At 44.1% G+C, this 18,726-nt stretch carries 19 protein-coding genes; all 19 read left to right on the top strand.

All coding sequences use genetic code 11. From position 1 onward, the window contains the following. Nucleotides 1-4: 4 nt before the first annotated feature. The 19 genes from ASD40_RS34430 (at nucleotide 5) to ASD40_RS34340 (ending at nucleotide 18,702) form a co-directional block, all read left to right on the top strand. Nucleotides 5-1,003 (top strand): ABC transporter ATP-binding protein, encoded by a 999-nt coding sequence (locus ASD40_RS34430; protein ID WP_057307644.1) that lies wholly within the window; start codon nucleotides 5-7, stop codon nucleotides 1,001-1,003. Further along, nucleotides 1,003-2,022, top strand: coding sequence for an ABC transporter ATP-binding protein (locus tag ASD40_RS34425; protein WP_057307745.1), 1,020 nt, complete (start codon nucleotides 1,003-1,005; stop codon nucleotides 2,020-2,022). Before ASD40_RS34430 ends, ASD40_RS34425 begins: the two co-directional genes overlap by 1 nt. Further along, the gene (locus tag ASD40_RS34420; protein ID WP_057307643.1) at nucleotides 2,015-3,505 is read left to right on the top strand and encodes a gamma-glutamyltransferase family protein; all 1,491 of its coding nucleotides are present in this window, start codon (nucleotides 2,015-2,017) and stop codon (nucleotides 3,503-3,505) included. The genes ASD40_RS34425 and ASD40_RS34420 overlap by 8 nt, the downstream gene beginning before the upstream one ends. A 712-nt stretch (nucleotides 3,506-4,217) precedes the next feature. Then, complete coding sequence (locus ASD40_RS34415; protein ID WP_057307642.1) at nucleotides 4,218-5,057, top strand: hypothetical protein; 840 nt, start codon at nucleotides 4,218-4,220, stop codon at nucleotides 5,055-5,057. Nucleotides 5,058-5,430: 373 nt separating this feature from the next. After that, nucleotides 5,431-7,014 carry a sensor domain-containing diguanylate cyclase gene (locus tag ASD40_RS34410; protein WP_162251363.1) on the top strand — a complete coding sequence of 528 codons (1,584 nt, stop codon included), beginning with the start codon at nucleotides 5,431-5,433 and terminating at the stop codon, nucleotides 7,012-7,014. Between the two features lie 183 nt (nucleotides 7,015-7,197). After that, complete coding sequence (locus ASD40_RS34405; protein ID WP_057307640.1) at nucleotides 7,198-8,088, top strand: LysR family transcriptional regulator; 891 nt, start codon at nucleotides 7,198-7,200, stop codon at nucleotides 8,086-8,088. A gap of 146 nt (nucleotides 8,089-8,234) precedes the next feature. Next, entirely contained in the window at nucleotides 8,235-9,101 is an 867-nt protein-coding gene (locus ASD40_RS34400) for a transporter substrate-binding domain-containing protein (protein WP_057307639.1), read from the top strand. A 44-nt stretch (nucleotides 9,102-9,145) separates the two neighbouring features. Then, entirely contained in the window at nucleotides 9,146-9,928 is a 783-nt protein-coding gene (locus ASD40_RS34395) for an amino acid ABC transporter permease (protein WP_057307638.1), read from the top strand. Then, complete coding sequence (locus tag ASD40_RS34390; protein ID WP_057307637.1) at nucleotides 9,925-10,635, top strand: amino acid ABC transporter permease; 711 nt, start codon at nucleotides 9,925-9,927, stop codon at nucleotides 10,633-10,635. The genes ASD40_RS34395 and ASD40_RS34390 overlap by 4 nt, the downstream gene beginning before the upstream one ends. Further along, nucleotides 10,632-11,384, top strand: coding sequence for an amino acid ABC transporter ATP-binding protein (locus tag ASD40_RS34385; RefSeq protein ID WP_047679607.1), 753 nt, complete (start codon nucleotides 10,632-10,634; stop codon nucleotides 11,382-11,384). Before ASD40_RS34390 ends, ASD40_RS34385 begins: the two co-directional genes overlap by 4 nt. Before the next feature lie 27 nt (nucleotides 11,385-11,411). Continuing rightward, nucleotides 11,412-12,422, top strand: coding sequence for an LLM class flavin-dependent oxidoreductase (locus ASD40_RS34380; RefSeq protein WP_057307636.1), 1,011 nt, complete (start codon nucleotides 11,412-11,414; stop codon nucleotides 12,420-12,422). A gap of 31 nt (nucleotides 12,423-12,453) precedes the next feature. Beyond that, on the top strand, nucleotides 12,454-13,647 hold the full coding sequence (locus ASD40_RS34375) for a M20 peptidase aminoacylase family protein (RefSeq protein WP_057307635.1): 1,194 nt from the start codon (nucleotides 12,454-12,456) through the stop codon (nucleotides 13,645-13,647). Then, nucleotides 13,644-14,126 carry a DinB family protein gene (locus tag ASD40_RS34370; RefSeq protein ID WP_057307634.1) on the top strand — a complete coding sequence of 161 codons (483 nt, stop codon included), beginning with the start codon at nucleotides 13,644-13,646 and terminating at the stop codon, nucleotides 14,124-14,126. Before ASD40_RS34375 ends, ASD40_RS34370 begins: the two co-directional genes overlap by 4 nt. 47 nt (nucleotides 14,127-14,173) lie before the next feature. Further along, nucleotides 14,174-14,704 carry a GNAT family N-acetyltransferase gene (locus ASD40_RS34365; RefSeq protein WP_057307633.1) on the top strand — a complete coding sequence of 177 codons (531 nt, stop codon included), beginning with the start codon at nucleotides 14,174-14,176 and terminating at the stop codon, nucleotides 14,702-14,704. Between the two features lie 22 nt (nucleotides 14,705-14,726). Then, complete coding sequence (locus ASD40_RS34360; RefSeq protein ID WP_057307632.1) at nucleotides 14,727-16,055, top strand: LLM class flavin-dependent oxidoreductase; 1,329 nt, start codon at nucleotides 14,727-14,729, stop codon at nucleotides 16,053-16,055. 223 nt (nucleotides 16,056-16,278) lie between these two features. After that, on the top strand, nucleotides 16,279-16,725 hold the full coding sequence (locus tag ASD40_RS34355; protein ID WP_057307631.1) for a tellurite resistance TerB family protein: 447 nt from the start codon (nucleotides 16,279-16,281) through the stop codon (nucleotides 16,723-16,725). Between the two features lie 106 nt (nucleotides 16,726-16,831). Beyond that, entirely contained in the window at nucleotides 16,832-17,431 is a 600-nt protein-coding gene (locus tag ASD40_RS34350) for a TerD family protein (protein WP_057307630.1), read from the top strand. Between the two features lie 40 nt (nucleotides 17,432-17,471). Continuing rightward, a complete protein-coding gene (locus ASD40_RS34345; protein WP_057307629.1) occupies nucleotides 17,472-18,053 on the top strand; it encodes a TerD family protein in 582 nt (193 codons plus the stop codon). Between the two features lie 61 nt (nucleotides 18,054-18,114). Further along, the gene (locus tag ASD40_RS34340) at nucleotides 18,115-18,702 is read left to right on the top strand and encodes a TerD family protein (RefSeq protein ID WP_057307628.1); all 588 of its coding nucleotides are present in this window, start codon (nucleotides 18,115-18,117) and stop codon (nucleotides 18,700-18,702) included. Nucleotides 18,703-18,726 lie beyond the last annotated feature (24 nt).

The following is an 18,726-nucleotide window of genomic DNA, read 5'->3' as shown; positions in this document are numbered from 1 at the left end:
TACATTGAAACAACCTATTTTACAAGTTAATGGATTAAAAACTTACTTCTTCACGGATAAAGGCGCAGTGCCGTCTGTTGACAACGTTACTTTCACATTACAAGAGGGGGAAACACTTGGTATTGTGGGGGAATCTGGATCAGGCAAAAGCGTAACCTCCCTTTCTATTATGGGGTTGATTGAAAGTCCGGGAAAAATTGTTGAGGGAGAAATTCGTTTTCGGGACCGGGATTTATTGAAATTAAGTCATCATGAGATGCGGAAGATTAGAGGCAAGGAAATCGGTATGATCTTTCAAGAGCCTCTGACCGCATTAAATCCGGTTTTCCGTATCGGCCATCAAATTCAGGAATCACTTATGAACCACAATAACATGAACAAGACAGAGGCAAAGCAACACGCTTTGGAGCTGTTGAACAAAGTTAAAATACCCCGGCCTGAAAGTGTATACGAATCATATCCCCACGAACTAAGCGGTGGTATGCGTCAAAGAGCGATGATTGCGATGGCGATTTCCTGCAATCCTAAAGTGTTGATCGCTGACGAACCGACAACCGCCTTGGACGTTTCTATACAAGCGCAAATTTTGAAAATAATGAAAGAAATTATTCAGAATGAAGGTAATTCCATAGTCTTGATTACTCATGATTTGGGTGTAATTGCTGAAATGGCAGACAGAGTTGTCGTTATGTACGCAGGCCAAGTTGTCGAACAATGCAGCGTATATACATTATTCAAGCATCCAAAGCACCCTTATACGCGGGGGTTGTTAAAAAGCATACCAAAGTTGCACAATATCCTGGAAACCTTGGATTCCATAGAAGGCTCGGTCCCTAACCCGTTGAACATGCCGGAAGGTTGCCGCTTTCATCCGCGTTGTTCCTTAGCAACCGGGGCATGCAGCCGTAATGAGCCGCGTTTAACAGAATTAGCGTCGGATCATCAGGTTAGATGCTTAATGTATCAGGAAGAATTCGAAAAAGAATGGACGGAGAAGAGGTGATGATAGTGGATACGAAAGAACAACGCAAAGTGCTCCTGAAAGTCCACGAGTTGAGCAAGCATTTCGAAATTACCAAGGGCTTCATAAAAAGAAAAACGCAAATATTAAAAGCGGTAGATCAAGTGAGCCTCACTGTTTATGAGGGTGAAACTCTTGGTATTGTGGGTGAATCGGGATGCGGAAAATCGACGTTGGGGAATATGATTATGCACTTAATAGAGCCTTCCTCCGGGAAAATATTGTTTGAGGATACTGATCTTAGCGAAATGTCACGCGAAACGCTTCGCAAAAAACGAAAGGATATTCAAATGATTTTTCAAGATCCGTTTTCATCATTAAATCCTCGTTTGAAAATATTTGATATCATAGCTGAACCGCTCCGTACTCACGGGATTGCTAGTGGGGATAAATTGGAAGAAGAAGTACATAAGCTTCTGGAAGCGGTGGGCTTATCTGCGGATTTTGCAAAGAGGTTCCCTCATCAATTTAGCGGCGGGCAGCGTCAAAGAATAGGAATAGGACGAGCATTATCCTTGAAACCTAAATTGATCGTTTGCGATGAACCGGTGTCCGCTCTGGATGTGTCCATACAATCACAAATACTTAATCTTCTTTCCGTTTTACAGAAGCGTTATAAGCTGACATACATTTTCATCGCTCACGGCCTTCCGGCAGTTGCCTATATTAGCGATCGCATTGCAGTTATGTATCTTGGAAAAATTATGGAAATTAGCAAAAAGGAAGATTTGCTTAACCGTCCTTTACATCCTTATACCGAAGGGCTTCTTGCCTCCGTACCCGTTTCGGATCCGGAACTTCGCGGAAAAGAGAAGAAAGCATTGGAGGGGGAAACTCCAAATCCGTTAAATCCACCTTCAGGCTGCAGATTTCATACCCGCTGTCCCTACGTACAGGATCGGTGCCGCGTAGAGGAACCGCAGTTACGTCAGATAGGTTTGGATCGATCCGTTTCATGCCATTATCCACTTGGGGAAATAGAGGCGTCACTTTATGGGTAATCAGCATCAGTATGGTATCAGTTCAGCACATCCTCTGGCGACGGAAGCGGGGATGTCCGTAATAAAGGCCGGAGGCAATGCGGCAGATGCCGCTATCGCGGTTTCGTATATGTTGAGCGTGGTCGAACCTTATGCTTCCGGGATCGGGGGAGGCGGTGTCATGCTAATATTGCCTGCAAAGATAGAAGAATCGGTAGTGTGTGATTACCGGGAAGTTGCACCTTTGTCGGGAATTATCTCGCCAACAGAGATTGGGGTCCCGGGCTTTGTAAAAGGCATGGAGAAGGTGAATGAATTATTCGGTACTTTGGATATGGTAACCTTAATGGATCCTGCTATAAGAGCTGCTGAAGCGGGTTTTGCCTCCGGTGGAGCCTTACATCGGCAATTGGTGAATTCTCCACAATTGATTGCAGAACAGCATCCAAGCTTTTTTCCTAAGGGGGAAGCTATTCGTCAAGGAGAATGGCTGAAGCAGCCAGTACTTGCAAAGACGATGAGAGCAATTCGTGATAACGGCTCCGATTGGTTGTATCAGGGCGAGCTGGGGCAACAAATTTCGGCTATGGTAGACGGAATGACACAAGACGACTTTCGGGACTATCGCGTGTCCATGAAAAAGCCGATCTACAGTGAATACGACAATTACGATGTGATCACAACACCTCCGCCTTTCGGAGGTGTAACGTTGATCCAAGCGTTAAAGATCAGTGAGTTGCTGGAGCTGCACGAGCAGCAGAAGCAATCTATCCCTTATATACATCAATGGGGCGAGGTCATAAGGAAATGCTATGAGCTGAGAAAAAGCACAATGGGCGACCCGGACTTTTGTTCTCCGCCGGTAGAAAGGCTGATTAGCCGTGAGCTGATCGGCTTTTTGGCTGACAACATCAGACCGGACATCATATCAGAGATACCGGCTACTCTGGACGATGTTGCTAATACAACTCATTTTTCCATTGTGGATAAAGATGGAATGTGTGTGTCTGCGACAAATACAATAGGCGGTTTTTTTGGTCCGGGCATTGAAACAGGCGGATTTTTTCTCAATAATCAAATGCGTAATTTTACGAATGATGCAATCTCCCCTAATCAGGTGCAGCCGGGAAAAAGGCCTCAAAGTTACGTGTGTCCGACGATCGTACGAAACCGTGAAAGAACCATTGTGATTGGCTCGGCAGGAGGCAAGCGTATCCCTATGATACTATCTGTCATTTTGGAAAACGTTATTAAAAAAAAGATCGGCCTCGAAGAAGCAGTAGCTGCCTCGCGGTTTTTTATAGATGAAAGAATGATATCTGTTGAGAGCCCGCTTCCGGCTGCTGTGGCAGATGATTTAGCCAAGCTCGGATATGAGGTAGTGAACAATGAGGATCCTATGTTTTACGGGGGGATTCACGGATTAATGAGATGGCATGAAACAGGACAAATAGTTGGTGCTGCCGATCCAAGAAGGGGAGGAGCAAGTCAAGTAAGCGAATAAGATACAACCCCTAAACACAATGCGGAATAAACTTTATTGCTGTAAGAATATTAAAAAGAGGCGGCTCATATTAGCCGCCTTTATTGTATTCACTTAATGGATAAGAGGGAAAGGAAGGATAGCCAAACTCCAATTCGTCCAAGCAAAGAGTGCAGACTTCACCTAGTATTAGGAACTCCCCGGTTTTGCTGTTGCACCTTGGACATAGCAGATGTCCGTTCTTATTAGCTTCCTTATCGATCGTTCGATCGGGTTGGGCGGAAATAATAATTTCCTCAGCCATTGAATGGATGTTGTTTATCACACTTCTCAATCCTTTCTTGTACTCATAGTCTGCTTTATGATCTCATAAATAGTATACACTATATTTAAATAGTGTGTACTATTTAAAATATTATAAAGTCATAATGATGTCTTATATATACTTAAGTTTATATTTTTTTCATAACCGAACAGTAGTGACAATTTGATTGCGGATATGTTTAAAGTAGCATTAGAACTTTTTTGACCCCAAAAAACCGCTAAGTCGGTTAATCTTTTTCTATCGGTTTCCGTCGTCAATTGTGACCCCTGCATATGTAAAATTTACGTTCTCGACGATGTGTTCTCATATTCCTCGCTGATGTCGAAGGGAATGCTTCTGTAATGTTTGATAAAAATAGTCAGTAGGGGGAACTATTCAATAAAAAAGAATAAAGCGGAGGTTATAAGAATGGAGCATTCATTACTCTCAGAGTTGAAGGAGCTTATTACCAATCTGGAGCAAAAAAAGGCTGAGACCCGTTATACGATTCCCAGTGAAATTATGGGGGCCACGAAAAAGGCGAAAAACTTGGAAAGATTCTTATACGATATATTTGCTGTAGTTAATGGCAGCGGCGGGATTAACCTGTTGAGTATTATCCGTAGGGAGTTTGGCATGAGCGTGGAACTTACAGATCATATCGATCAGTGGGCACCATACAGCAAAGATCAATTTGAAGATGCGCTCCATGATGTGATTGACCGGGCTGAAATTCGTGCGGGAAAGCAAGGGTTATTTTTTGAAGGTTCGCCTGATAAAAAGGAAGCCGCAGAAGCACTGCATTTGCTTAAGCGTATCGCCCATGCCGCGGTTAAGTGTCAATTTAGTCCAAAACTGGCTGGACCACATGCTTATATTGAAATTTTGGACCATGTAATCCAGTTCTATGCACTTCCCAATTCGTTCCTTGATGATAGCATGATCAAATACAGAAGCCTTCTGTCCTCCGATAGACTTTATGCAATGTCGGGGAACGATGATACCATTACAGCTGCATTGAAGAGTCATGTAAAAGAGTGGTACCAACGTTCAACCTATACGTTTTTAGAAAAAAGCGAATGGTATCATACGTACGAATCAGTCCTAGATTATTTGTACGTTTTAACGGAGGAGCAGCTAGAATGTTTACGGATTGATTTCATCGAGCATATCAGGAATGAACTTAAACTAGTAAAAGTAAAACCTGAGCTGCACCGGGTGAAGCTTCTGAAGTCCATGCTGGAAACTGTTTTGAACTGGAAGGTTTAGTTACCACGAAACCGCTTAATTTCGAAGAAGCACTCATATTAACAGCCATCGCTAATTGTTCGATACGCAAAGGCTCAGCAAAATCTTGCTTAAATAAGCTAATTGCTTTAGCGATAGGTTCAGTGGTGAAGTATGAATATTAGCGGTTGAATGATGTTGTATAAAGTACAACAATTGCTGCCTTAATCTTGCCTCTCACTCCTCGTTGTTGCATCATGTACAACGCAACCTTTCAAATACTCTCGATTAAGATTGGCGCGAGCGGGTTATATCATTATTTAGGTTTAATTGTATGCATGGCATTAAAAATGAAGGAGATCTGTCGAAAGTTGTCGAAACGACTCGTATCTATCTTTTTTAGGAGATGAGGAGTATGAGAACAACCGATGCTGCTCCGCGGATACGACTTGTTCATTTTATAATTCTATTGATGCTTGTATCTATTTCAATCATTTCTATCATTCAAATAGCTGCTTCGTTTAAGGCGGAACGAGATTCCTTGTATGAAACGACACTAGAGCTTAATTATGAAAGCGCCAAAAAAATGAGCGTGACTATGAACTCCCTTTTCAAAGCGATGGAGAGAAGTTTGAAAGTGACCTCTGAACACCTGGAGAAGAGTATGCAAACACCAGATTCTATCCAAGCCCAATTGGATTTGGTAACGAGGAGCAGCAATTACTTTAATTCACAAATGGTCAATGACGCCAATGGGAATGTCTTAGCCATTTCTCCTGTTTCGGTAGGTCTCACAAGCAAAAAACTGACATCGAAAGCCATATTAGATGCGATTGAGCAGCGAAAGGCTGCGATCTCAGCACCTTTTGAATCTGTAACGAATAGGCTTATTGTATTAATGACAAATCCCATATTTAATTCCTCAGGCCAGTATTTGGGTTCATTAGGAGGCGCTATTTATTTACGAGAAAACAATGTGTTAAATGATATATTCGGTTCCAACAGCTACTCTCCATCAGGTTCATATATCTATGTTGTTGATGGGGCTGGAAATCTTATTTATCATCCAGATCACAATCGGTTAGGTGAGAACGTAAGTGCCAATCCAGTGGTAGCCAAGCTCATTAATGGACATAGCGGTAAGGAGAAAGTCGTGAATACCTTGGGAGTGCCGATGCTTGCTGGATATTCTTATGTCCCTGCTAACGGGTGGGGAATCGTTGTGCAATCGCCGCTGGAGGAGATAAATGAAAAATCGATGCGTTTGATTCAAAATGCCATTCTGTATTCATTACCCTTTCTCCTGCTAATACTTATACTAACAGCATGGTTGGCTAAGAAGCTGACTCTTCCCTTTGCTCGATTGGCTGCGACCGCCTATAAAATCTTGAATGGCAAGCAAGTCGCAGATCTGCCAAAGGTTAGAACGAATACGTATGAAGCCTATCATTTGTACAAAACCATGTTAATCACGATCGATGCTTTGCAAAAGAAAGCGAATCAATATGAACTGGAAGCTCAAACGGATAATTTAACGGGTCTTGCCAACAGAAGGAGCATGGAAACACAAATGCTCGACTGGTTGGAAGAAGGTACGGGTTTTTCTCTCATTGTACTGGATATTGACCATTTCAAAGTGATTAATGATACGCACGGGCATCTTGCAGGAGATAAAGTTCTGAAATATTTAGGAAAGCTTTTGCTTGCAATGGCAAGTGAGAACGAGCACTACTTCCGGTTTGGCGGAGAGGAATTCATTGTTCTAATGCCCCATATGACGAAAGAGGATGCGTATCTATATGCAGAGAAAATCCGTAATAAGTTGGAATTGACAATAAGCCCAGTAGGGCAACCCATCACGGTATCTCTGGGAGTGTCATCATTCCCAACAGACGGAGTGACGGCACATGAAGTGCTAGAACATGCGGATCAAGCGCTCTATTTTGCCAAAGGAAAAGGGCGGAATTGTACCGTTGTTTACGATCCTAAGTATACATAGTCAAGGACCTTAGTTCACCCGCAAGAATTTGCGGAACGAGCTAAGGTCTTTTTCTAATGAAACAGCATTTCTTGTATTGACAGTGATTGGAAGATCGCTTATAGTTATTAAAATATTTAATTCCGAGTTAATTGATTGGAATAATGTGCATGACTATTTTTTCTCATCTGGAGGGGCACTACGATGAATATTGAGAATATAGAAGCGTTCGTGTATGTCATCCACTATGGCAGCTTTAACAAGGCATCGGAAGTATTATTCCTTTCCCAGCCTTCAGTAACAGCTAGAATTCAATCGTTAGAACGGGAACTGGATTGTCAGCTCTTTGATCGAATTGGCAAGCAAGTTCATTTAACGGATGATGGCAGGAAGTTTCTCCCTTACGCGCAGCAATTACTGCAAACCTTCCAGAAGAGTAAAATCCATCTTAAGCAGAAAAAGGCGCTGCCTAATGAGCTGCGAATTGGCTGTACGGTATCTGTATCTAATTACATGATGCCAGCAATCATCCCCAAGCTGAAGCATAAATACCCGGAAATCAATTTTAAACTAACGACCGGAATAACGGATGATCTCGTCAACAAGGTTCTGAACCGAGATGTGGATATCAGCTTTGTGCGGGGAATCACCCATCCAAGTATTTTGTCAGCGAAATTTTATGAAGATCCTATTCGACTCTATGTTTATGAAGGGCATCCCTTTATTGGAAAAGAAAACTTAACGATTCAAGATATCGGACGTCAGGCTCTTATTTTCTTTGAGTGCGGCTCGTTAGATTGGATGCGAATTCACCGTGTATTTGATAGTTTGAAGGAGTCGCCCAACATCCAGATTCAGACGGATAACTCCGAAACAGCCAAGAAGCTGGTTCTACAGCGTGCAGGTATCGCTTTCTTGCCTGGGCTTAGCGTCAGTCAGGAAGTTAAGGACAACAAGCTATTTCCAATCGACTTTCCAGAGACAGCAGGCATTGCTTTACAGACGAACTTGATTACGTTAAATGGGGAGAATACGTTATTCTTCAACAGTATTTTGGATATTTGCAAAGGGTTATGGGGCCGAGCGAAAGGGTAATATCAGATTCTTATATATGCTTATAGAAAAACTCTATTATCCAGTTGTGAAACTAGATGATAAATTAATGCTAGGTTAATTCATACAAAACAAGTAGGAATTATAAGCTTAATATTTTGTAACCGAAAAATGGAGGGTATATACAGATGAGAAAATTAACAATCCTTGGAACAACACTAACTTTGGCTATCGTAGCAGCAGGCTGCGGGGCGAAAAATACAGAAACAATCGCATCACCAAAGGCAGCCGCTGAAGGTACGAAGGCTGCTGCAGCTACAGCTTCTGCAGCGGAGCCTGTCAAAGTGAAGAAGATCATTGTTGGAACAGGCACCAAATTTCCGAACGTAGCTTTCCTAGATAAAGACGGTAAGCTTACCGGTTATGATATTGAGCTTGTCAAAGAACTGGATAATCGGCTTCCTGATTACGAATTTGAATTCAAAACGATGGACTTCGCTAACCTGCTTCTCAGCTTGGAAACGAACAAAGTTGACTTTGTTGCCCACGAAATCGAGAAAAACAAAGAAAGAGAGCAAAAATACCTTTTCAACAACGAGCCCTATGCCTACTGGAAAACAAAAGTTATCGTGGCTAAAGACAATACCAACATTAAATCGATTGATGACTTGAAAGGTAAAAAAGCGTTAACGACAGCGACTAGTGCCGAAGCAACGCTATTAGAAAATTATAATAAAACAAACGATAACGCGATCAAAATTGTTTATCAAAGCGGTGCTGCCAACGATTTGGTTAGTCAGCTTACAACAGGACGTGCGGACGGATCATTAGGAGCGGATTTCTTGCTTCCGCTCGTCGACCCGCAAAGTAAATTAAAAGCAGTGGGACCGATTATTGAAGAAGCTGAGGTTCGCTTCCTCTTCCGTAAAAATGATAAAGACGGGCAAGATCTTGCGGATAAAATCGACGTGGCGTTAAAGGCTGTGAAGGCAGATGGAACGCTTTCCAAACTTAGCATTCAATGGCTAGGCGGAGACTATACGAAGAAAGATTAATAAAGCTTTGAGTAAGAACGGTACAGAAAGGTGAGATCGTCCGAATGGAACAACAATTTGAAATCACCTATGTCTTTGATTTTTTACCCAAATTAGTCTCTTATCTGCATATCACATTGTTTATTGTAGCTAGTTCTATGCTGCTGGGTGTGCTAATCGGATTCCTCATAGCGCTGCCAAGGCTGTATGAGGTTCCCGTGTTAAGAAGGATATCCCAAATCTATGTGTCATTTTTCCGGGGGACACCGATCCTCATACAGTTGTTCCTCATCTATTATGGTCTTCCCGAGATATTGAAGCTCATTAACGTCGACGTCTCTAAAGCCCCCGTCCTGACTTTCGTCATTTTGACTTTTGGCCTGCATGGCGGTGCTTATATCTCTGAAGTCATTCGGGCAGCCGTGAAAGCCGTGGATCGAGGGCAAATGGAGGCTGCCTATGCGATTGGTATGACAGGTTACCAAGCTTTTACACGTATCATCATGCCACAAGCGCTTGCTATATCGATACCGAACTTTGCGAATCTGCTTATCGCCAATTTGAAGGATACTTCGCTAGCGTTTTCGTTAGGCGCGATGGAATTGATGGGGAAAGCCCAGACACTTGGAGCGGCAACACAGCATTTTATTGAAACTTACATTTGTTTATCGCTCATCTACTTTGTCATTTGTTACGGGCTGGAGAAGTTGTTCTTGGATATCGAAAAAAGACTGCTGCGGCATGAACAAGCCATTGTTCAACGTGAATCGAAGTTTACCTTTAAGCGGTTATTTAAGACACCTTGGGCTGCATCCGCTCAAACGGATAAAGGAGGGTATCAACCATGAAGCTCGATCTAGGGTTTATCGGTTCCGCCTTTATTCAGCTGCTCTCTGCTTTGCCCATTACGCTGCTAATTACGTTCGTATCGGTTTTTTTCGGATTTCTGATTGGATCGGCCGTGGCGATCATCCGAATATACCGCGTACCCGTTATCCATTACATCGCAAGCGGCTATGTGACGTTCATCCGAGGAACACCGATGCTGATGCACTTGCTGCTCATTTATTTCGGATTACCAGTGATTATTGATTCTTTGGCAACAGCCATCGGTTGGAGCTTCCGGTCGACTTCTATTCCAATGATCGGTTTCGCCTTTCTTTCCTTCTCGATTACAGCAGGAGCCTATTTGGCTGAAGTAGTAAGATCAGGCATTCTAGCGGTGAATAAGGGGCAAATCGAAGCTGCCTATTCCATCGGCATGACAACACCGCAAGCGTTAAGGCGCATCGTGCTTCCTCAGGCATTAGCTGTTAGCTTGCCTAACTTATCCAATTCGTTCATTGGAATGCTTCACGGTTCTACACTGGCTTTCACGGTATCCGTTGTTGAAATTAACGCCAAAGCGCAAATCGTTGCTACGACAAATTGGAAATTCTTTGAATCTTATATTGCCGCGGCATTCTTGTTCTGGGGAGTGACGATCCTGATTGAGAAGATAACGGAGCTGCTTGAGAAACGGATAAATATTTATAACCGAGGTGGTGTACGATGATCAAAATGGCAAATATCACCAAAGCATTCGGCAAGCATGAGGTGCTGAAAGGTATCAATTTGACGGTGAAAAAAGGAGAAGTCGTCTGCATCCTTGGTCCAAGCGGTTCAGGCAAAACGACGCTGCTTCGCTGCATCAATTACTTGGAGAAGCCGAACCAAGGTGAGGTAACGATTGGGGATTTCACCATCAATTGCAAGCGCCCGAGCAAACAGGATATTCACACGCTGCGCAAGAAAACGGCGATGGTATTTCAACATTACAATTTATTTAAACATAAAACGGTGCTAGAAAATGTGATGGAAGGCCTTGTCATTGTACAGAAGCAATCCAAGGATACTGCACGGCAAACAAGTATTCAAATGCTGGAAAAAGTGGGGCTGGGCAGTAAGCTGGACGCTTATCCAAGCCAATTGTCAGGCGGACAGCAGCAGAGAGTAGGTATTGCTCGTGCGCTGGCTCTTAATCCAGAAGTAATTTTATTCGATGAACCAACCTCTGCCCTTGATCCTGAGTTAGTCGGTGAGGTGCTCGAGGTAATTCAGAAAATCGCCAAAGAAGGCATTACGATGATCGTCGTTACGCACGAAATGGGCTTTGCTCGTGAAGTTTCGAATCATGTTGTTTTTATGGATCAAGGTGTGATTGTGGAAGAAGGAAGGCCTCAGGATATTTTTAGCGATGCGAAGGAAGAACGTACGAGACAATTTCTGAAACGAATTACGCCGGAGTATACGTTTAACATTTAAATTTACAACGAATACGGAGTGGATGACATGGGGATCAAACTTAGTATTTTGGATCAAAGCGTTATTTTCCCGGGGGAGAATGCGGAAGCCGCTCTGCAGCATACAATAGAGCTTGTGCAATTAGCGGAAAAGCTGGATTATCATCGCTTTTGGGTGTCGGAGCATCACGATTCCGATCAATTGGCCGGTTCTTCACCCGAGGTGCTAATCTCTCATTTATTAGCGAAAACAGAGCGCATTCGCATTGGCTCTGGCGGCATCATGCTGCAGCACTACAGCCCGTACAAAGTAGCTGAAAACTTTAATGTCCTTGCAACATTAGCACCTGGAAGAGTAGATCTCGGTATCGGAAGGGCGCCAGGCGGGCTTCCTCGTTCTACGAAAGCTCTGCAGCAGGGCATCACAGAGCCAGCTACTTTGCCGGAGAAGCTGAAGGAACTCAAACAATTTGTTCATAATCGATTGGATGCTGATCATCCGCTTACAGGACTTCGGGTATCTCCGATTCCGACACAACCAGCGGATATCTATCTGCTTGGCGCCACTGCGGCTAGTGCAGAATTAGCTGCTGAATTAGGGCTTCCCTATGTATTTGCCCAATTCATTAATGGTGATCATGCTGTGGCAGCTGCTGCTTTTGAAGCGTATCACAATGGATTTAATCGAGAACATGGCGGACAGCCGAAGGCGATCCTGGCACTGTCCTTAATTGTGGCTGACACAGAAGAAGAGGCCAAAGTGCTGGCTGGCGAGTATAAGAATGTCAAAATTCATTTGGAAAACGGTAAAACACTGACGGTTGGAACGCTTGAACAGGCCGAGGAGTATGGACGGCAAACACAAGCTAAATTCACCGTAGAAGAGAAGGAAGCGGAGATAACGAAAGGGACCAAAGAATCCGTCCGCCAAAAGCTGCTGGACATCCAGCAAACATATGGGGTAAATGAGTTTATTGTTACCACGTCGGTGAAAGATTTCGCCAAGCGTTTGCGGTCATTTGAATTGCTTAGTGAGGCGTTCTCGGAGCTGCTTGTGTAGGTAAAAACGCCATACATCTTTTTGGAGGGGAATGAGCATGAGCGAAGCGCTATCGGAACAATCACAGTCGGCATTTGAGCAGAAGCTGATCGCGATTCGGCGTCATCTGCATCAAAATCCGGAATTATCGAACGAAGAAGTTCGAACCACTGCATCGATCCGAGGCTGGCTGCAGGAAGCGGGTATCCGAGTGGCTAACTTTCCGCTGAAATCCGGTCTTGTCGCGGAGGTTGGTGGTCTGCACGAAGGCCCGATTATTGCGCTGCGAGCCGATATTGATGCTTTGCCTGTCCAGGAAGCTACTGGACTGGCTTATGCCTCATTGGTTCCGGGCACCATGCATGCTTGCGGACATGATTTTCATACCGCAGCCATTCTGGGCGCCGCTTTCTTATTAAAGCAGCAAGAGAAAGAGCTGCAGGGCACGGTTCGCTTCATTTTCCAACCGGCAGAGGAGAAAGCGCAAGGAGCAGAGCAGGTCATCAGGAGCGGAGCATTAGAGGGGGTTCGTGCAGTATTTGGGATGCACAATAAACCTGATCTTCCTGTGGGCACAATCGGCATTAAACCGGGACCCCTTATGGCATCTGCTGATGGGTTCGTTGTTGAAATCGAGGGAAAGGGTACACATGCTGCGGTGCCTGAAGCGGGGGTAGATCCCATTGTAACCGGCGCACATATCGTCACAGCACTCCAAGCGATTGTAAGCCGGAATGTGAGTGCGCTGCAAAGCGCTGTGATAAGCGTCACCAAGATACACAGTGGAACCGCTTGGAATGTTATACCGGATAAAGCTGTCTTAGATGGAACGGTGAGGACTTTTGACGAGGAGGTTCGAGCCACGGTTCTGAGCAGGTTCGATCAGGTGGTTCATGGTGTAGCGGCTGCTTTTGGTACGAAGGCATCAGTACGATGGATCAAGGGTCCACCAGCCGTGCAGAACGATGCGGGGTTAGTGGAATTAGCAGCACGAGCTGCGGATTTTGCAGGCTTGAAAGTCATCGCGCCTACACCATCTCTAGCAGGGGAAGACTTTGCTTTCTATCAGAAGAAGGTGCCAGGTATCTTCTTATTCATGGGTACGTCGGGTACGCAGGAGTGGCATCATCCCGCTTTTGATCTCGATGAGCGCGCGCTGCCAATCAGTGCCAACTATTTTGCCATATTAGCGGAGCAAGCTCTTGAGCAAATTAGCTCCAAATTCGAAGTGGAGGTTTCAGGATGAGCCAACTTGTAATCGATATTAGGCCTTATTTAGATACGTATAAACAGTTGAGAACAGCGATTGAAGGTCTTACGGAAGAGCAGTTGAAATGGAAGGAGAACGCGGATAAATGGAGTGTGATGGAAGTTCTATCTCATTTGACCGATCACAACATCGTTGTTTCCTTTCGTATCCGCGAGATCATTTCTGGATCCACGGTCCCACTGCCTGCCTTTGGGCAAGATGCTTGGGTAAGTAGTGCCAAGGCGAATGAAGGCGCAGCTATAGATATTTTGGACGCTTTCCAAGCGTTGTTGACCTATAACAGTCTATTATTGCGAAGATTATCCCCACAAGACTGGGAGAAAACGGGAGTTAACTTCAAAGGACAGACGTTAGCATTGACGGATGTCGTTCAATCTTTTACCGCACATGTGCAGGTGCATCTAGCCCAAATAGAGCGGATTAAACAAGCTAATCAAGCAACGGATCTTTCATGATATAAAGCCGACTAAACCTATATGTGATAGAAAGAGGTGTGGGGGATATGAGTACAATTAGGATTCGGATTCGTGAAGCTCGTACGGAAGACCGTGAGGTGATTAGGCAGCTTCTTATTGATGCCTACAGTCAGTACGAAGCAGTTCTTCCACCCGAAGGATGGCAGCAGTACAAAGACAACATTCTTGCCTCTGTAGATGGCGACGCTCCTTCTGCACGACTAATTGCGGAAATCAATGGGGAAATCGTGGGCAGCTCCCTCTTGTTCCTGTCATCTCAGGTTGCCTATGGGCTTCCTGAATTGGATATCCATACGCCGATTATTCGCTTATTGGCTGTTTCCCCGCGAGCTAGAGGTAAGGGAATCGCAACGGAGCTCATTAAAGAAAGCGCCAGACGAGCGCTGGAATTGGGGGCATCTACGCTGCATCTGCACACTTCCGATATGATGGAATCTGCCGTGAAGCTTTATGAGCGTTTAGGCTTCGAACGGGCATTTGATAAGGATATTCTAAAAGGCGAAAACGTAGTAAAAAGCTACCGTCTGCAGCTCAAAGAAACAGCGATTCTTCAATAATTATCATAAGGACGTGATGACGATGTCAAAACAAAAGCAATTGAAGCTTGGAGCTATCATTCATGGTGTCGGTGGAAACATATCAGGATGGCGCCATCCTGAGGCGATTACAGATGCCAGCGTCAATTTTGGCTTTTATAAACAGCAAGCCCAGAAAGCTGAGACCGGTAAATTTGATCTGGTTTTCATTGCGGACGGTCTGTATATTACCGAGAAATCCATCCCTCACTTTTTGAATCGGTTTGAACCGATTACGATTCTTTCGGCGCTGGCTGCTGTCACGTCCAACATCGGACTCGTTGGTACACTTTCAACTTCCTACAGCGAGCCATTTACAGTGTCCAGACAATTCGGATCGATTGATCTGATTAGTGATGGGCGTGCAGGCTGGAACATCGTGACTTCACCTCTAGAGGGATCGGCTAGAAATTATAGCAAAGACCAACACCCCACACATCCTGAACGATATCGAATCGCGAATGAATTCTTGGAAGTAGCGCGTGGACTTTGGGATTCCTGGGAAGACGATGCCTTTGTCCGGGATAAAGAAAGCGGCGTATTCTTTGATCCGAGCAAACTGCATACGTTGAACCACAAAGGGGAGTTTTTCTCTGTACAGGGTCCACTCAATATTGCGCGTTCGAAGCAAGGTCAGCCGGTTATCTTCCAGGCAGGGGCTTCTGAGGATGGTCGGGCTTTCGCGGCTAAAGTCGCTGATGCCATATTTGCCGGACACGAAACGATTGAAGAAGCTAAGGCTTATTATCAGGATATAAAAAGCAGAGCAGTAGCTTATGGCCGTTCAGCCGAAGATCTCGTTATTCTTCCTGGGATTAGCCCGATTATCGGACACACAGAAGAAGAAGCGGAAAGTAAGTATCAAGAAATTGCTAATTTAGTTACGATCGATAAAGCATTGGATTTTCTGGGGCGCTTCTTTGAGCACCACGATTTCTCTCAATATCCACTTGATGAACCGTTCCCTGATCTCGGTGATTTCGGCAGCAACAGTTTCCGCAGCGGTACGGATAAAATCAAGCAAACAGCGAAAGAGAAAAACCTTACTTTGAGACAAGTGGCGCTTAGCGTTGCTACTCCACGTAATGAGTTCACAGGAACAGCTGAACAAGTAGCGGATCGTGTCGAACTCTGGTTCAAAGAAGAAGCGGCAGACGGCTTTATTATAGCTGCAGCTCTTCCCAAAGGATTGGACGATTTCGTCGATCTCGTTGTGCCAATCCTGCAAGAGCGCGGTATTTACCGAAAAGAGTATGAATCTGACACGCTGCGGGGAAACCTAGGCGTACCGATTCCTGCAAATCGTTACACGAAGGTAGAGGCTACTATCTAGAAATCAGTTAGTTGTACTCATTTCCATTTTATTTACTTAGTCTTTAACCGCCCGTTTTGGGCGGTTTTATGGCGTTTAGGTTGAATTATTTTCCAAAGCAGCTCCGAAATTCCAAAATTTGAAAACAAATGTGTAATCGTATAAACTGTGAACATAGACTATTGTGGAGAAAAATGTAGCCTATAGTCAAAATGTGTTACTAAATCTTATAGGTGGTGCTGAAATGAGTACGTTTAAATCATGGTTTTCAAATGCAAAAACAGGCTTATCCGATCAAGTCAAAAAATTTCAAAACAAAGATTTTCTGGATGCCGTTGTAGCGGGTTGTGCGATTGTAGCGGCAGCTGACGGCAGTATTGGTAATTCAGAAAAGGAAAAGATGATTGGTTACATCAGCCGTAGCGAAGAGCTTAAAGTATTTGATGTCAGTAATGTCATCGCTCGCTTCAATCACTTTGCTGGCAACTTTGAGTTCTCAAACATTGTAGGCAAGCAAGAGGCGCTTAAAGTTATTTCCAAGTTTAACAATAAGCCGGAAGTTGGACGAATTATCATTGCGGTATGCTGCGCAATTGGTGCTGCAGACGGAGATTTTGATGATCAAGAGAAGAAGGTTGTCAAAGATATTTGTACAGCGCTGAACCTCAATCCTAGCGAATTTAGTCTGTGATCGTCGGTTTACAAAACATTTAATCGGAAAAATGAAACGTGTTCGAACTTCATCCGTATCAAATGAAAGAGTGTACGAATACAGGATATGAAGGGAGGTGACCTCGTTGACAATTAGTTTGGTCAAAGGTCAAAAGATTGATTTAACAAAAGGTAATGCGGGTCTTTCCAAAGTTGTAGTTGGACTAGGTTGGGATCCTGCAGTTGTGGAGAAGAAAGGTTTCTTCGGATCCAAAAAAACAGCAGTTGAAATTGATTGCGACGCTTCCGTCATCTTACTAGATGAGAATGGGAAATTGACGAAAGAGAAAAATGTTGTTTTCTTCGCAAACTTGCAAAGCCCTGACGGTTCAGTGGTTCACTCCGGTGATAACCGCACGGGGGAAGGCGATGGCGATGATGAGCAAGTATCTGTTAATTTAGGACAAGTTCCTGCGGATGTGAGTAAAATCGTTTTCGTTGTTAATATCTACGACTGCGTCAATAGAAAACAAGATTTCGGTCTCGTTCAATCCGCCTATATCCGGTTAGTGAATGATTCGAATAACCAAGAATTGATTAAATTTAATCTGACCGAAGATTATTCAGGTAAAACATCTCTTATTGTTGGTGAACTTTACCGTCATAGCGGCGAATGGAAATTCAACGCCATTGGTGAAGGCAGCACGGATACAACGGTTGGACAATTAGTTAAACGCTATCAATAATAGCAACACCAAATCCCCTTATAAAGCGAGGTTATATTCAATGGCAATTTCACTATCCAAAGGTCAAAAAGTCGATTTAACAAAATCAAACCCAGGTCTAACTAAAGTTGTTGTTGGTCTAGGTTGGGACACGAACAAATATGATGGCGGTAAAGACTTCGATCTAGACGCTTCCATTTTCGCTGTTAATGCTTCTGGTAAAGTAGGATCTGAATCGGATTTCATCTTCTACAACAACCCGAAGAATGCGAATGGTTCAATCGTACATAACGGCGACAACCGTACAGGTGCTGGCGATGGCGATGATGAGCAAGTAAGTGTTGATCTAAGTGCAGTTCCAGCTGAAACTGAGAAAATTGCTTTCTGCATCACAATTCATGATGCTGAAGCAAGAGCGCAAAACTTTGGACAAGTTTCCAATGCTTACGTTCGTATTCTTAACGAAGGTTCAGGCGCAGAATTGATCCGTTTTGATCTTGGAGAAGATTTCTCCATTGAAACAGGCGTAGTCATCGGTGAATTGTACCGTAACAACGGCGAGTGGAAATTCAGCGCAATCGGTAGCGGCTACAAAGACGGTCTTGCAGGATTAGCTCGCGATTACGGTTTACAAACTTCCTAAGATTTTTATTATCATGCTTACGATGCTAGTTTTCTTGCGAAAACTCTAAGGAGATGCAGCAATGACAATCAGCTTGTCAAAAGGTCAAAGAATTGACTTAACCAAGACGAACCCTGGCCTCAGCAAGGCTATCATCGGATTAGGTTGGGATACGAACAAATATAGTGGTGGGCATTCATTCGATTTGGATGCATCAGCCTTTTTGCTTCATGCTGAAGGTAAAGCCAAAGGGCTAGAGGACTTCATTTTTTACAACAACTTGGTTGGTGTTAATGGTTGTGTCCAGCATACCGGCGATAATCGTACAGGTGATGGCGATGGGGATGACGAGCAAATCAAAGTTGATTTCTCCAAAATCCCTGCACATATTCACCGAGTAGGAATAGCTGTCACGATTCATGATGGAGCGAACCGCAACCAAAATTTCGGACAAGTATCGAATGCGTTCGTTCGGCTTGTTGATGAGGTAACGAATCGGGAGATTTTACGTTATGACTTGGGTGAGGATTTTTCTGTAGAAACGGCTGTAGTCATTTGTGAATTGTACCGAGACAGCCAAGGCCAAGAATGGAAGTTCCAAGCTGTTGGAAGTGGTTTTCAAGGTGGTCTTCAAGCCCTTTGTAAAAACTACGGACTTGATGCCCAGTAAATTCAGAACAGGTGGGGTGGTGCA

Source organism: Paenibacillus sp. Root444D2, assembly GCF_001426375.1.
Classification (GTDB): domain Bacteria; phylum Bacillota; class Bacilli; order Paenibacillales; family NBRC-103111; genus Paenibacillus_E.
Note: the sequence above shows the minus strand (reverse complement) of the source record. Positions and strands in the feature narration are given on the sequence as shown.